The following is a 15,353-nucleotide window of genomic DNA, read 5'->3' on the forward strand; positions in this document are numbered from 1 at the left end:
CACGCGGGGAGCGCGGTCGAGAGAACACAACGAAAGGTACGTCGCCCGGTGTCTGCACCCCTGAGCATCCCCAGCCCCTCCTGGGATGGTTTCGAGATCCCGCTGGGGTTCGCCACCCTGAACATCCACGCCTACGCGCTGTGCATCCTCGCCGGCATCATCGTCGCCACCATCTGGACCAGCCGTCGCCTCACCAAGCGCGGCGCCGAGCCCGGAATCGTCCTCGACATCGCGCTCTGGGCCGTGCCGCTCGGAATCGTCGGCGCCCGGCTCTACCACGTGTTCACGCACCCGAGCGACTACTTCTACGAGGGCGCCAACATCTGGAACCCGTTCCAGCCCGGCTCCATCTGGGCCATCTGGGAGGGCGGCGGAGCGATCTTCGGCGCACTCATCGGTGGTGCCATCGGTGTGCTCATCGCCTGCCGTATCACCGGCATCCGGTTCCTCTCCTTCGCCGATGCCCTCGCCCCCGGACTGCTGGCCGCACAGGCCCTCGGCCGACTCGGCAATTGGTTCAACCACGAGCTGTTCGGCCAGCCCACGACGATGCCGTGGGGCCTCGAGATCGAGTCGACGAACCCCGCGTGGCCGGCCGGCCTCCCCGAGGGCACCCTGTTCCAGCCCACCTTCCTCTACGAGATGCTCTGGAACATCCTCGGCATCATCGTGCTGGTCGCCTTCCTCGAGCGACGCTTCAACATGCGCTGGGGCAAGGCGTTCGGCTTCTACCTCGTCTGGTACGGGCTCGGCCGCTGGCCGCTGGAGACCATCCGCCTCGACCCGAGCGAGATCTTCCTCGGCGTGCGCGTCAACGTCTGGGCGGCCTGGGCTGCGATCCTCCTCGGCCTGATCATCATCCTCGTGCAGAACCGCCGCCACGTCGGTGCCGAGCTCACGCCCTACAGCCCCGGCCGGGAGTGGAACGCGCCGCTGGACAGCGACGAGTACGCTGATGACGCTGAGGTAGACTCGCAGGGAACCGATGAGATCGAGCCTGGCGACGATGCCTCTGTGATCGATTCGAGCGATGCCGGTGCCACAAGCACGACCGGCTCGCGCGCTTAGGTCCGGGCAACCCCGCAGTCCTCTTCGCGACAGGATCCCCACCGGGGACGTACGCGACTTGTTTCCTTTCGGGCCGACGTCGTCCCGCCTCCGATAGCTTCCTGAGGGCGGTCTCCATGGCAGTAACACCCGTGTTCTCACGTTTCAGTGCGGTCCCCGCGCGACAGGGTCTCTACGACCCCGCCGCCGAGAAGGACGCCTGCGGCCTGGCGATGGTCGCGACGCTCCGCGGCACGGCCGGTCACGACATCATCGAGACGGCGCTCAACGCCCTGCGCAACCTCGAGCACCGCGGTGCCGTCGGCTCCGACGCCGGAACCGGCGACGGTGCCGGAATCATCACGCAGATCCCGGATGCCTTCCTCCGCGCGGTCTCCGGCTTCACCCTGCCCGAGGTCGGGCGCTACGCCGTCGGAAACGCCTTCCTCCCGACGGACCCGACGGGTCGCAGCAACGTCAAGCGCCGCCTCGCCCAGTTCGCGCAGGAGGAGGGGCTGGTCGTGCTCGGCTGGCGCGAGATCCCCGTGCGCCCCGACGAGGTCGGCTCGCTCGCCCGCGCCGCCATGCCGGCCATCCAGCAGCTCTTCCTCGCCAGTGCCCAGACCGACGAGAACGGCGACAGCCTCAGCGGTCTCGCCCTCGAGCGTCAGGCCTATAGGCTGCGCAAGCGCGTCGAGCGCGACCTCGAGGTCTACTTCGCGTCGCTGTCGAGCCGGACGCTGGTCTACAAGGGCATGGTCACCACGCTCCAGCTCGAGCCGTTCTACCCCGACCTCTCCGACGAGCGCTTCGCGTCGAAGCTCGCCCTCGTGCACTCGCGGTACTCGACGAACACCTTCCCGTCCTGGCCGCTGGCTCAGCCGTTCCGCATGATCGCCCACAACGGCGAGATCAACACCATCCAGGGCAACCGCAACTGGATGCGCGCGCGCCAGTCGCAGCTGGAGTCCGAGGTGCTCGGCCCGATCCAGCCGCTGCTGCCCATCGTGACTCCGGGGGGCAGCGACTCGGCCTCGTTCGACGAGGTCGTCGAGCTGCTGCAGCTCACAGGGCGCTCGCTTCCGCACGCCGTCATGATGATGGTCCCCGAGGCGTGGGAGAAGCAGACCGAGATCGACCCCGAGCGTCGGGCGTTCTACGAGTACCACTCGATGCTCATGGAGCCGTGGGACGGCCCGGCCGCGATCGTGTTCACCGACGGCTCGCTCGTCGGTGCCACCCTCGACCGCAATGGCCTCCGTCCCGGTCGCTTCCTGGTGACGGATGACGGGCTCGTCGTGCTCGCCAGCGAGATCGGCGTCATCGACGTCGACCCCGCCAAGGTGGTGCGCAAGGGGCGTCTGCGCCCCGGGCGCATGTTCCTCGTCGACACCGAGGCCGGCCGCCTCATCGAGGACGACGAGATCAAGGCGGAGCTCGCGGCGTCCGAGCCCTGGGGCGACTGGCTCACCGACGAGCGCATCAAGCTCTCCGACCTGCCCGAGCGCGAGCACATCGTGCACCCGCCGGCATCGGTCGTGCGCCGTCAGAAGACCTTCGGCTACACCGAGGAGGAGGTGCGCATCCTCCTCTCGCCGATGGCGAAGAACGGAGCCGAGCCCCTCGGAGCCATGGGATCCGACACCCCGATCGCCGTGCTCTCGGACCGGCCGCGCCTCATCTTCGACTACTTCACGCAGCAGTTCGCGCAGGTGACCAACCCGCCGCTGGACAGCATCCGTGAAGAGGTCGTCACCTCGCTCGGAACCTCCGTCGGCCCCGAGCGCAACCTGCTCAGCGCCGGCCCGGAGCATGCCCGCCAGGTCGTCCTCACCTTCCCGGTGATCGACAACGACGAGCTCGCCAAGATCCAGCACATCGATCCCGACCCCGGGGCGCGCACCGCGTCGACGATCAAGGGCCTGTACCGGGTGGATGCCGGCCCCGAGGCCCTGCGCGACCGCCTGGCCGAGATGTGCGCCGAGGTCGACGAGGCCATCGCGGCAGGCGCGGAGTACATCGTGCTGAGCGACCGCGACTCCACCAAGGAGCTCGCGCCCATTCCGTCGCTGCTCATGACGGCCGCCGTTCACCACCACCTCATCCGCGCCCAGAACCGCATGAAGGTCGGTCTCCTCGTCGAGGCCGGGGACGTGCGGGAGGTGCACCACGTGGCGCTGCTGATCGGCTATGGAGCATCCGCCGTCAACCCCTACCTCGCCATGGAGACCAGCGAGAACCTCGTGCGCTCCGGCGTACTGCAGGGCATCACCCCCGAGAAGGCCGTGGCGAACGTCATCAAGGCCCTCGGCAAGGGCGTGCTCAAGATCATGTCGAAGATGGGCATCTCCACCATGGCGTCCTACGCCGGTGCCCAGGCCTTCGAGGCGATCGGTCTCTCCGACGACTTCATCGTCGAGTACTTCACCGGAACCACGTCGAAGCTCGGCGGAATCGGCATCGACGTGATCGCCGCCGAGAACCTGGCCCGCCACACGGCCGCCTACCCCGAGGATGCTGCCGCCACGGCGCACGAGCGTCTGGCGACGGGCGGCGAGTACCAGTGGCGCCGCGACGGCGCCCCGCACCTGTTCAACCCCGAGACCGTGTTCAGGCTGCAGCACTCGACGCGCACGCGCCGCTACGACATCTTCCGCGAGTACACCAAGCTCGTCGACGACCAGGCAGAGCAGCTCATGACCCTGCGCGGCATGTTCAGGTTCAACGGCGCCCAGCGCACTCCCGTGCCGATCGACGAGGTCGAATCCGTCGCCTCGATCGTGAAGCGCTTCTCCACCGGGGCGATGAGCTACGGCTCCATCTCCAAGGAGGCGCACGAGACCCTCGCCATCGCGATGAACCGCCTCGGCGGCAAGTCGAACACCGGCGAGGGCGGCGAGGACCTCGACCGTCTGCTCGACCCGGAGCGCCGCAGCGCCATCAAGCAGGTCGCCTCGGGCCGCTTCGGCGTCACGAGCATGTACCTCACCCACGCCACGGACCTGCAGATCAAGCTGGCCCAGGGCGCGAAGCCCGGCGAGGGCGGACAGCTGCCGTCGACCAAGGTCTACCCGTGGATCGCGCGCACCCGCCACGGCACCGCCGGCGTCGGCCTCATCTCGCCGCCGCCGCACCACGACATCTACTCGATCGAGGACCTCAAGCAGCTCATCTTCGACCTCAAGCGGTCGAACCCGAGCGCACGAGTGCACACCAAGCTGGTGAGCCAGTCCGGCATCGGCGCCGTCGCAGCCGGTGTGGCCAAGGCTCTCTCCGACGTCATCCTGGTCTCCGGCCACGACGGAGGAACCGGTGCCAGCCCCGTCAACTCGCTGAAGCACGCGGGAACGCCGTGGGAGCTCGGCCTCGCCGAGACCCAGCAGACCCTGATGCTGAACGGCATGCGCGACCGCGTGGTCGTGCAGGTCGACGGGCAGCTGAAGACCGGCCGTGACGTGCTGATCGGCGCCATGCTCGGCGCCGAGGAGTTCGGCTTCGCGACGGCCCCGCTGATCGTCGAGGGCTGCATCATGATGCGCGTCTGCCACCTCGACACCTGCCCTGTGGGCGTCGCGACGCAGAACCCCGTGCTGCGCGAGCGCTTCAGCGGCAAGGCCGAGTACGTGGTGAACTTCTTCGAGTTCATCGCCCAGGAGGTGCGCGAGTACCTCGCCGAGCTCGGCCTCCGCAGCCTCGACGAGGCCATCGGACGCCGCGACCTGCTCGACGTCGACAACGCCGTGCAGCACTGGAAGGCATCGGGCCTCGACCTGGCGCCCATCCTCATCGGACCCGACTTCTCCGACTCGGAGCCGCGCAAGAACGCGCGCGGCCAGGAGCACGAGCTCGACAAGCACTTCGACAACGAGCTCATCAGGCTGAGCGCCGACGCGCTCGACCACGGGTCGCTCGTCGAGATCTCCCTGCCGATCCGCAACACCGAGCGCGCCGTCGGCACGATGCTCGGCCACGAGGTCACGGTGCGCCACGGCGAGAACGGCCTGCCGTCTGGCACCATCTCGGTCACCCTCACGGGATCGGCCGGACAGTCGTTCGGCGCCTTCCTGCCCAGCGGGATCTCGCTGCGGCTCGTCGGCGACTCCAACGACTACGTCGGCAAGGGCCTCTCCGGCGGCCAGATCGTCGTGCGCACGCCCGAGGGGTCGACCTTCGAGGCCGAGCACAATGTCATCGCCGGCAACGTGATCGGCTACGGCGCGACCCAGGGTGCGATGTTCATCGGCGGCATGGTCGGCGAGCGCTTCCTGGTGCGCAACTCGGGAGCCACCGCCGTCGTGGAGGGCGTGGGCGACCACGCGCTCGAGTACATGACCGGTGGCCTCGCGCTCATCCTCGGCGAGACCGGCCGCAACCTGGGCGCCGGCATGTCCGGCGGCACGGCCTACGTGTTCGACCTCATCCCCGAGCGCGTCAACACGGACTCGCTCGCATCGGGCGAGCTCGACCTCCTCCCGCTCGGCAGCGCCGACCGCGAGATCGTGCTCGACCTGCTGCGCCGACACGCGACCGAGACCGGATCGGTGCTCGCTGAGCGCCTGCTCTCCGATGAGGACGCGACCCTCGGCCGCTTCACGAAGGTGCTCCCGCGCGACTACGCCGCGGTGCTCGAAACTCGCAACACGGCCGTCGCCGAGGGGCTCGACCCCGACGGCGACGTCGTCTGGACACGAATTCTGGAGGTCACTGGTGGCTGATAGATGCGCTCGTCCGGACACGGCTGTGCTTACTCAAGACTCGGAGGTGACCGGTGGCTGACCCCAAGGGATTCCTGAAGACCACGGATCGCGAACTGCCCGCCCGCCGCCCGGTTCCGGTGCGGCTCATGGACTGGAAAGAGGTGTACGAGCAGGGTGACGCCACCCAGCTCCGACGCCAGGCCGGCCGCTGCATGGACTGCGGCGTGCCGTTCTGCCACCAGGGCTGCCCGCTCGGAAACCTCATCCCCGAGTGGAACGACCTCACCTGGCGCGGCGAGGGCCACGCGGCCATCGAGCGGCTGCACGCCACGAACAACTTCCCCGAGTTCACGGGGCGTCTGTGCCCGGCGCCCTGCGAGTCGGCCTGCGTCCTCGGCATCAACCAGCCCGCTGTCACCATCAAGCAGGTCGAGGTGTCGATCATCGACCAGGCGTTCTCGAGCGGCTGGGTGCAGCCGCACCCGCCCGGACGCCTGACCGGCAAGACCATCGCCGTCGTCGGCTCCGGCCCCGCCGGCCTCGCCGCGGCCCAGCAGCTGACGCGCGCCGGCCACACCGTCGCCGTCTTCGAGCGCGACGACCGCATCGGCGGCCTGCTGCGCTACGGCATCCCCGACTTCAAGATGGAGAAGCGGCACATCGACCAGCGCCTCCAGCAGATGACGGCGGAGGGCACCCGCTTCCGCGCCGGAGTGAACATCGGCGTCGACATCACCTGGGACGAACTGCGACGTCGCTACGACGCCGTGATCGTCGCCACCGGCGCCATGATCCCTCGCGAGCTGCCGATCCCCGGCCGCGACCTCTCGGGCGTCCACTTCGCCATGGAGTACCTCACCCAGTCCAACCACGTGGGCGCCGGAGACAAGGTCACCGACCAGATCACGGCGGAGGACAAGCACGTCATCGTCATCGGCGGCGGCGACACCGGAGCCGACTGCATCGGCACCGCTCACCGCCAGGGTGCTGCATCCGTCACCAACCTCGCCATCGGCAAGCAGCCGTCCACCGGACGGCCGGAGCACCAGCCATGGCCGATGGACCCGACGGTCTTCGAGATCTCGAGCGCGCACGAAGAGGGCGGAAACCGCCAGTTCCTCGCCTCGACGGTCGAGTTCCTCTCGAACGAGGCCGGGGAGGTGCGCGCCCTGCGCGTCGCCGAGACCGAGTACCTCGACGGGCGCCGCGTTCCCAAGGCCGGTACCGAGCGCGAGATCCCGGCCGACCTCGTGCTCATCGCGATGGGCTTCACCGGCCCGGAGCAGCAGGACCTCGGTTCGCAGCTCGACGTGGCCTTCGACGACCGCGGCAACGTGGAGCGCGACGGCGACTACGCGACGGGTCATGCCGGCGTCTTCGTCGCCGGCGACGCCGGTCGAGGACAGTCGCTCATCGTCTGGGCGATCGCCGAGGGACGGGCTGCGGCTGCGGCCGTCGACCGGTACCTTGAAGGAACGACGGAACTGCCGTCGCCCGTGCGCCCGACTGACCGCGGCTTCACCATCTAAGACTTTTCACGAGGCCCCACAAGGGCTGCACAACAATCGGAGTAGAAACGCACATGAGACGCGCGAAAATCGTCGCAACACTCGGCCCGGCAGTGTCGAGCTATGAGAACATCCGGGCGATCATCGACGCCGGCGTGGACGTCTGCCGGATGAACCTGAGCCACGGCAGCTATGACGTGCACGAGGGCATCTACCAGAACGTCCGCAAGGCGGCCAACGACTCGGGCAAGGCCGTCGCCGTGCTCGTCGACCTGCAGGGACCGAAGATCCGTCTCGGCAAGTTCGAGGACGGACCCTACGAGCTCGCCGAGGGTGACATCTTCAAGATCACCACAGAAGACATCATCGGCAACAAGGAGATCAGCAGCACGACCTTCAAGGGCCTGCCGCAGGATGTCGCCCCCGGCGACTTCCTCCTGATCGACGACGGCAAGGTGCGCGTCGAGGTCGTCGAGACCGACGGCACCGTCGTCACCACCAAGGTGATCGTCGCGGGCCCGGTCTCCAACAACAAGGGCATCAACCTGCCCGGCGTCGCGGTCAACGTTCCCGCGCTGTCCGAGAAGGACGAGGCCGACCTGCGCTGGGGTCTGAACCTCGGCGCGGACATCATCGCGCTGTCGTTCGTGCGCGACGCCCAGGACATCGTGCGCGTGCACGAGATCATGGACGAGGAGGGACGTCGCGTCCCCGTCGTCGCCAAGATCGAGAAGCCGCAGGCCGTCGACCACCTCGAGGAGATCGTCGAGGCGTTCGACTCGATCATGGTCGCCCGCGGCGACCTCGGCGTCGAGCTCCCGCTCGAGGCCGTCCCGATCGTGCAGAAGCGCGCCGTCGAGATCTCGCGCCGCCTGGCCAAGCCGGTCATCGTGGCGACGCAGATGCTCGAGTCGATGATCCACAGCCCGGTTCCGACCCGCGCCGAGACCTCCGACGTCGCCAACGCCGTGCTCGACGGTGCAGACGCCGTCATGTTGAGCGGTGAGACCAGCGTGGGCGAGTACCCCGTCATCACCGTGCAGACCATGGCCCGCATCGTCGAGTCGACGGAGCAGCACGGCCTGGAGCGCATCCAGCCCCTCGGCACCAAGCCGCGCACGCAGGCCGGTGCCATCACCCTCGCCGCTGTCGACGTGGCCAACTTCGTCGAGGCCAAGTACCTCTGCGTGTTCACCGAGTCCGGTGAGTCCGTGCGTCGGATGTCGCGTCTGCGTTCGCAGATCCCGATCCTGGCGTTCACGCCGGATCCCGCCATCCGTCGCCGCATGGCGCTCAACTGGGGCGTCGAGTCCTTCGTGGTCGACCGCGTGACCCACACCGACCAGATGGTCGGCCAGGTCGACGAGCTGCTGGCGAAGACCGGCAAGGCGAAGATCGGCGAGAAGGTCGTCATCATCTCCGGATCCCCTCCCGGAATCCCCGGAACCACCAACGACGTGCGCGTGCACATCGTCGGTGAAGTGCTCTAGGGGTTCGTTCTCCTGACGTTCGACGGGCCGATGCGGATCTTTCCGCATCGGCCCGTCGTGCGTTCCTAGGATGGAGGTACGCAACGCGACGGAGGAACACGATGGCCGCAGGTGCAGCATCCGACCAGAGCTGGAAGAGCCGGGTGGACTCTCCGCTCACCGATGAGACCATCGCCGAGATCGATGCGTGGTGGCGCGCGGCCAACTACCTCTCGGTCGGGCAGATCTACCTGCTCGCCAATCCGCTGCTGCGCGAGCCGCTCACGCGCGAGCACATCAAGCCGCGCCTCCTCGGCCATTGGGGCACGACGCCCGGCCTGAACTTCATCTACGCGCACCTGAATCGCGTCATCCGCGAGCGCGACCTCGACACGATCTACATCGCGGGCCCGGGTCACGGCGGCCCGGGCATGGTGGCCAACGCCTACCTCGACGGAACCTACAGCGAGATCTACAACGACATCGACAGGTCAGCCGAGGGTGTGCGCAAGCTGTTCCGTCAGTTCTCGTTCCCGGGAGGCATCCCGAGCCACGCCGCTCCCGAGACCCCGGGATCGATCCACGAGGGCGGCGAGCTGGGTTACGCGCTCTCCCATGCCTACGGCGCGGCCTTCGACAACCCCGACCTGCTGGTGGCCGCCGTCGTGGGCGACGGCGAGGCCGAGACCGGTCCGCTCGCCACCGCCTGGCACTCGAACAAGTTCCTCGATCCGGCCACCGACGGCGTGGTCCTGCCGATCCTGCACCTGAACGGCTACAAGATCGCCAACCCCACCGTGCTGGCGCGCATCCCCGAGGAGGAGCTGTTCGAACTGATGCGCGGGTACGGCTACACGCCCTACCTCGTCTCGGGGGGCTTCGACGGCGAGGACCCCATCGCCGTGCATGAACGGATGGCGTGGATCCTCGACGAGATCCTCGACCGCATCGCCGAGATCAAGCGCGGCGCGGCCGACGGCACGCTCGAGGGGCGGCCCGCCTGGCCCATGCTCATCCTCCGCACACCGAAGGGTTGGACCTGCCCGACGACCATCGATGGGCATCCGGCCGAGGACAACTGGCGGTCGCACCAGGTTCCGTTGGCCGATGCGCGGGACACCCCGGAGCACACGCGCGTGCTCGAGGAGTGGATGCGCTCCTACAGGCCGGAGGAGCTGTTCGACGAGTCAGGAGCACCCGAGCCCGGCGTCGTCGCACTGGCGCCTGTGGGTGAGCGTCGGATGAGCGCCAATCCCCACGCCAACGGCGGGCTGCTGCGGCAGGCACTGCGCCTGCCGGACTTCCGCGATTACGCGGTCGACGTGCCGGAGCCCGGCGCCACGATCGGGGAGGCGACGCGGGTCCTCGGCACCTGGCTGCGTGACGTCATCCGCGACAACCCGTCGAACTTCCGCATCTTCGGACCGGACGAGACGGCCTCGAATCGTCTGAGCGACGTGTTCGAGGTGACGGACAAGCAGTGGGACGCCGAGCGTTGGCCGATCGACGACGACAACCACCTCGCGCGCTCGGGGCGGGTCATGGAGATGCTCAGCGAGCACCAGTGCCAGGGCTGGCTCGAGGGCTACCTGCTCACGGGGCGCCACGGGGTCGTGAACTCCTACGAGGCGTTCATCCACATCGTCGACTCCATGTTCAACCAGCACGCCAAGTGGTTGAAGGGGTCGCGCGCGCTCCCGTGGCGTCGACCGGTGTCATCGCTCAACTACCTGTTGAGCTCGCATGTCTGGCGGCAGGACCACAACGGCGCCTCGCACCAGGACCCCGGCTTCATCGACCACGTCGTGAACAAGAAGGCCGACGTGGTGCGCGTCTACCTGCCGTTCGACGCGAACACCCTGCTCTCGACGTACGACCACTGCCTGCGCTCGGTCGACTACGTGAACGTCGTGGTGGCCGGAAAGCAGCCGAGCCCGAACTGGCTGGCGATGCCCGAGGCCATCGAGCACTGCACGCGCGGCCTCGGACTGTTCGACTGGGCCGGTACCGAGGTCGCGGGGGAGGAACCGGATGTGGTGCTCGCCTGCGCGGGCGACGTGCCGACCGTCGAGATCCTCGCCGCAGCGCAGATCCTCCGCGAGCGTGTGCCGACCCTGCGGGTGCGGGTGGTGAACGTCGTCGACCTCATGAGACTGCAGAGTGAGGGCGAGCATCCGCACGGACTGTCGGACCGGGAGTACGACGCCGTCTTCACCCCCGACAAGCCGGTGATCTTCGCCTATCACGGGTACCCGTGGCTCATCCACCGGCTCACCTACCGCCGAACCGGGCACGCGAACCTGCACGTGCGGGGCTTCAAGGACGAGGGAACCACCACGACGCCGTTCGACATGGTGATGCTGAACGACATCGACCGGTTCCACCTCGTCGCCGACGTGATCGACCGTGTTCCCGGGCTCGCGGCCAAGGAGGGGGTGCTGCGTCAGGAGATGCAGGATGCCCGCATCAGGGCGAAGGCGTACACCCGGGAGCACGGTGAGGACATTCCCGAGGTCGCCGAGTGGTCCTGGACCGGATCGACTCCGGCCGGACCTCTCTCGACCGGCGGCGACAACGACTGAGTCAGTCGCGCGGGTCGACCCGCTTGGGGGCCCGGGGGGCGCTGCCGTACCGGATGGCGCGTCCCTCGGCCACGTCGCCCTCGGCGCGGGCGGCCCGCTTCTCGGCGAGTGCCGTCGTGCGGGGCGGCATCCGGAGCGTCTCCTCGGCGGCGATGCCCGACTGCAGCTGTCTGCCCCGCTCGACCTCTGAGTCGAACTCGGCGCCGAACAGCAGCGCGAGGTTCACGATCCAGAGCCAGACCAGGAATATGAGGGCGCCGGCGAGCGAGCCGTAGACCCGGCCGTAGTTCGAGAAGCTCAGAACCCAGATGAAGAACAGCGCCGACGACACCACCAGGGTCGTGAGCGCCATCAGCGCGCCCATGCTGAGCCAGCGGAAACGGCGCTGGTGCACGTTCGGGGTCGAGTAGTAGAGCAGGCCGATGACCACGATCGCGAGGAGCACGAGCACCGGCCACTTGACGATCTCCCAGACGCCGAGCCACGGCTCGCCGATGCCCAGCGCCTGGCCGACGGCATCGGCCACGGAGCCCGAGAGGACGATCATCGCGCCCATGACGGCCAGCAGGAGGGTGAACACGAGGCTGATCAGCAACTGCTCCGGCTTCAGGATGGTGAAGCCACGTCCTTCGTCGACCTCGTAGATGCGGTTCATGGCGCGGCTGAAGGCGCCGACGTAGCGCGAGACGGTCCAGATCGTCAGGACGACGCCGAAGGCGAACGCGAACCATCCGGACGAATTGGCGAGCTGGCCGAGGGCATCCTCGATCTCGCCCAGGTCGGTGTCGGGGAACGCCTCCTTCAGGATGCCGAGCACCGAGGCGATGGAGCTGTCACCGTCGCCGAACACCACGAATCCGGCCACGACGGCGATGAGGGCGGGGAAGATCGACAGCACCCCGTAGTAGGTGAGTGATGCTGCGGCGTCGGGCAGGTCGTCGAAGCCGAACTCCCGGGCGGTGCGCTTGAGGATGTACTGCCACGTCTCCCGGCGCAGGTCCTGGGGGCCGGAGGGCTCAGCGTCCTCGTCGATGGAACGCGCCTGATTCTGCGTCACGGATGCTCCCGATCTCTGACGGGACTGGTGACTCCCGCTTGTGCTCCGGCGGCTTTCTCAGCTCTGTCGGCTCTAGCAATGTACCGTCTAGTCTGGGCCGCGTGAGCCAGCAGCAGACAGCACCCGAAGGTCTCGTCCGGACGCCACGGCACGCGCAGTGGCTGGAGCTGTTCTTCGACCTGGTGATGGTCGCCTTCGTCGGAGTACTGGCGCACCGTCTGCACGGGGAACCGTCCGCCTTCGACTTCGCGACCTTCGTGGTGCTCTTCTTCCCCGCGTGGTGGGTGTGGGTCAATGTCACGATCACGATGAACCTCTTCGGGGCCGTCGTCACTCCCAGGATCTGGGTCATGGTGAGCGTGGTCATGCTCTCCGTGGGGATCATGGCCGCGGCGGTCTCCGAGGGGCTGGGGGAGCGCGCCTGGGCTTATGCAGCAGGCAACGCCGTCATTCGTCTCGTGATCCTGATTCCGTGGTGGATGGATGGGCGACGAGCCGGCGTGCCCTGGTATCGCTCGCTCACCTACAACGGTCTGACGGCTCTCATCTGGGCAGTCTCGATCGTGGTACCGCAGCCCGCGCAGTTCGTGCTCTGGGGTGTCGCGATCGGCGTCGAGATTCTCCTCCTCGCCTTCCTCGGCAGCCAGCGCACCTGGCTCCGCGACACGCTCGACATCGACCACATCGCCGAGCGGGTCGGCCTCTTCGTGGTCATCGTGTTCGGCGAGACGATCCTGTCGATCATCGCCGAGATCGATCAGCACTGGACGGCGGCATCCGGGATCACGGCGATTCTCGCGTTCACGGCCATCTCAGGCCTCGCATGGGCATTCTTCCAGTACGGAGCCAGGAGCGCGGAGGATGGTTGGCGCCGAATGCAGCGCGTCGGGGACATGCGTGCGCTTCGCGACACGGTGATGTATCTGCCGTTCGTTCTCGTGGTCGGCATAGTCATGCTCGCGGCCGGGCTCGGCACTGCGGTGGCGGAGGCCGGTCACCCCCTGCCTGTGGGAGCCACCGTCTGCATCGTGGCGGGCATCGCCCTGTTCTACGCGGCGAACGCCGCCATCGCCCTGCGGTACGGTGACTCGCCGCGAAGCGTGGCCCGGTGGGGGATCGCCGGGGTGCTGCTGCCGTTCCTGGTGGTCCCGGTGGCTGACGCCGCCGATGCCGGCGTGGTGGTCGCCGCCGTCGTCCTGGTCGTCGCGGCGATGGTCGCCATGGCCGAGATCAGCCGGCGACGGGTCAGGTCCGGTCGGGTGCGATCCAGCCGCTCGTGACAGCCTGCACCGCCGAGCCGTCGAGATCGCGCAGGGTGATGCCGACGAAGCGCTCGGCCGCTGCTGAGGTCTGTACGCGCGTGGGCGGGTTCTCCGCCCACAGCACATCAGTGATGACGGCAGCGACGTCGCCGGGCTTCTGTGCTGCCGACGCGTCGGAGGTCGCGCGGGCGTGCCGCACGTAGGCATCGAGGGCCGGCGCGTAGGCGGTTCCGGCGACGCGCTCCAGTGCGGCGCCGATGCCCGCGTTCCCGGCGAACTCGGTGGTCACGGCTCCGGGCTCCACGATGGTCACTGAGACGCCGACGGATGCCGCCACCGGCGCGAGGCTCTCGAGGAAGCCCTCGACGGCGAACTTCGCCGCGCAGTACGCCTCGTTGAACGGCTGCCCGACGATGCCCCCGACGCTCGAGACCGTGACGACCCGGCCGTTGCTGGCGCGCAGGTGGGGGAGCGCGGCCTTCGTCAGCGCCACCACCCCGAAGTAGTTGACCTCCATGGCGGCGCGGTACTCATCGAGCGAGTCCTGCTCGATGGTGCCGACGTGCCCGGCGCCGGCGTTGTTGACCAGCGCGTCGAGGCGCCCGTGGTCGGCCACGACGGCGTCGACGACGGCGACGACGGCAGCCGCATCCGTCACGTCGAGGGCTCGGATGTCGACCTCGACCCCGGCCGCGCGCGCGGCATCCTGCAGCGGGCCGGCCTTGGCGACGTCGCGCATCGTCGCCACGACGGTGGCACCGCGCGACGCCGCGGCGACAGCCGTGGCCAGACCGATCCCTGAGGACGTTCCGGTGATGAGGACGATCGATTCATTCATGGCAGCCCCGATTCCGCGCCCGATGCGCATCAGCCATTCCACCACGGATGCCGCACCCCTACTCTTGGCAGCAAGCCGAGAGTGGGGAGCATCATGGATCTGGGACTGACCGACCGAACGGCCGTCGTGACCGGAGCGAGCAAGGGCATCGGCCTCGCCGTGGTGCGGGCGTTCGTGGCCGAGGGAGCGCACGTGATCGCGGGTGCCCGATCGTCATCGCCCGAGCTCGACGACCTCGCCGCCGGAGGGTCCGTCGAGGTCGTCGCCGTCGATCTCTCCGAACCCGAGGGACCCGCGCGCCTCATCGCGTCCACCGACAGGCAGGTCGACATCCTCGTCAACAACGTCGGGCTGGCCACGGCCCGCACCGACGGCTTCCTCTCCGTCAGCGACGAGCAGTGGGTCGCCTCGCTCAACCTCAACCTCCTCGCCGCTGTGCGGGCCTGCCGCGCCGTGCTGCCCGGCATGATCGCGGCCGGTTCCGGCTCGATCGTCAACGTCGCCTCGGTGAACGCCTACCTGCCCGATCCAGCCGTGATCGACTACTCGGCCGCGAAGGCGGGGCTGGCCAACTTCGCCAAGTCCCTGTCGAAGGAGGTCGGCCCGGCGGGCATCCGCGTGAACAGCGTGAATCCGGGGCCGGTGAAGACGGCGCTCTGGCTCGGCGACGGCGGCATCGCGAGCACGGTGAGCGGTGCGACGGGGCTGAGCCGCGAGCAGGTCCAGAACGGTGCGGTGGCGGATGCCGCGACCCGACGGTTCACCACTCCCGAGGAGGTCGCCGACCTCGTCGTCTTCCTCGCGGGCGATCGTGCGGCGAACATCACCGGCGCGGGTTTCGCGATCGACGGCGGCCTGGTGCAGTCGCTCTGACCCCTCCCTCTCGGCGGGCA

At 68.5% G+C, this 15,353-nt stretch carries 9 protein-coding genes; 7 read left to right on the plus strand and 2 right to left on the minus strand.

Annotation, left to right across the window (positions count from 1 at the left end):
• Nucleotides 1-48: 48 nt before the first annotated feature.
• The 5 genes from lgt to E4M00_RS05695 all read left to right on the plus strand — a co-directional run bounded on the left by lgt (nt 49) and on the right by E4M00_RS05695 (nt 11,303).
• Entirely contained in the window at nt 49-1,068 is a 1,020-nt protein-coding gene (gene lgt, locus E4M00_RS05675) for a prolipoprotein diacylglyceryl transferase (RefSeq protein ID WP_135119488.1), read from the plus strand.
• A 116-nt stretch (nt 1,069-1,184) separates the two neighbouring features.
• On the plus strand, nt 1,185-5,762 hold the full coding sequence (gene gltB / locus E4M00_RS05680; RefSeq protein ID WP_135119489.1) for a glutamate synthase large subunit: 4,578 nt from the start codon (nt 1,185-1,187) through the stop codon (nt 5,760-5,762).
• Between the two features lie 53 nt (nt 5,763-5,815).
• Nucleotides 5,816-7,273 carry a glutamate synthase subunit beta gene (locus E4M00_RS05685; RefSeq protein WP_135119490.1) on the plus strand — a complete coding sequence of 486 codons (1,458 nt, stop codon included), beginning with the start codon at nt 5,816-5,818 and terminating at the stop codon, nt 7,271-7,273.
• 53 nt (nt 7,274-7,326) lie between these two features.
• Nucleotides 7,327-8,742 carry a pyruvate kinase gene (pyk, locus tag E4M00_RS05690; RefSeq protein ID WP_135119491.1) on the plus strand — a complete coding sequence of 472 codons (1,416 nt, stop codon included), beginning with the start codon at nt 7,327-7,329 and terminating at the stop codon, nt 8,740-8,742.
• 101 nt (nt 8,743-8,843) lie between these two features.
• The gene (locus E4M00_RS05695) at nt 8,844-11,303 is read left to right on the plus strand and encodes a phosphoketolase family protein (RefSeq protein WP_135119492.1); all 2,460 of its coding nucleotides are present in this window, start codon (nt 8,844-8,846) and stop codon (nt 11,301-11,303) included.
• Nucleotide 11,304: 1 nt separating this feature from the next.
• Here the strand turns inward: E4M00_RS05695 and E4M00_RS05700 are convergent, their stop codons facing one another.
• The gene (locus E4M00_RS05700; protein ID WP_135119493.1) at nt 11,305-12,360 is read right to left on the minus strand and encodes a YihY/virulence factor BrkB family protein; all 1,056 of its coding nucleotides are present in this window, start codon (nt 12,358-12,360) and stop codon (nt 11,305-11,307) included.
• 101 nt (nt 12,361-12,461) lie between these two features.
• Here E4M00_RS05700 and E4M00_RS05705 point away from each other — a divergent pair, with 101 nt between their 5' ends.
• Nucleotides 12,462-13,640 (plus strand): low temperature requirement protein A, encoded by a 1,179-nt coding sequence (locus E4M00_RS05705; protein ID WP_167756832.1) that lies wholly within the window; start codon nt 12,462-12,464, stop codon nt 13,638-13,640.
• Here E4M00_RS05705 and E4M00_RS05710 read toward each other — a convergent pair.
• Nucleotides 13,606-14,460 carry an SDR family NAD(P)-dependent oxidoreductase gene (locus E4M00_RS05710; protein ID WP_135119495.1) on the minus strand — a complete coding sequence of 285 codons (855 nt, stop codon included), beginning with the start codon at nt 14,458-14,460 and terminating at the stop codon, nt 13,606-13,608. The genes E4M00_RS05705 and E4M00_RS05710 overlap by 35 nt on opposite strands.
• Before the next feature lie 93 nt (nt 14,461-14,553).
• On the opposite strand from E4M00_RS05710, the gene E4M00_RS05715 reads away from it, so the two are divergent.
• Nucleotides 14,554-15,333: an SDR family NAD(P)-dependent oxidoreductase gene (locus E4M00_RS05715; RefSeq protein ID WP_135119496.1), complete on the plus strand. Its 780-nt coding sequence runs from the start codon at nt 14,554-14,556 to the stop codon at nt 15,331-15,333.
• The last annotated feature ends 20 nt before the right edge of the window (nt 15,334-15,353 follow it).

The sequence above is a fragment of the Orlajensenia leifsoniae genome (genome assembly GCF_004570845.1).
Classification (GTDB): Bacteria; Actinomycetota; Actinomycetes; order Actinomycetales; family Microbacteriaceae; genus Orlajensenia; species Orlajensenia leifsoniae.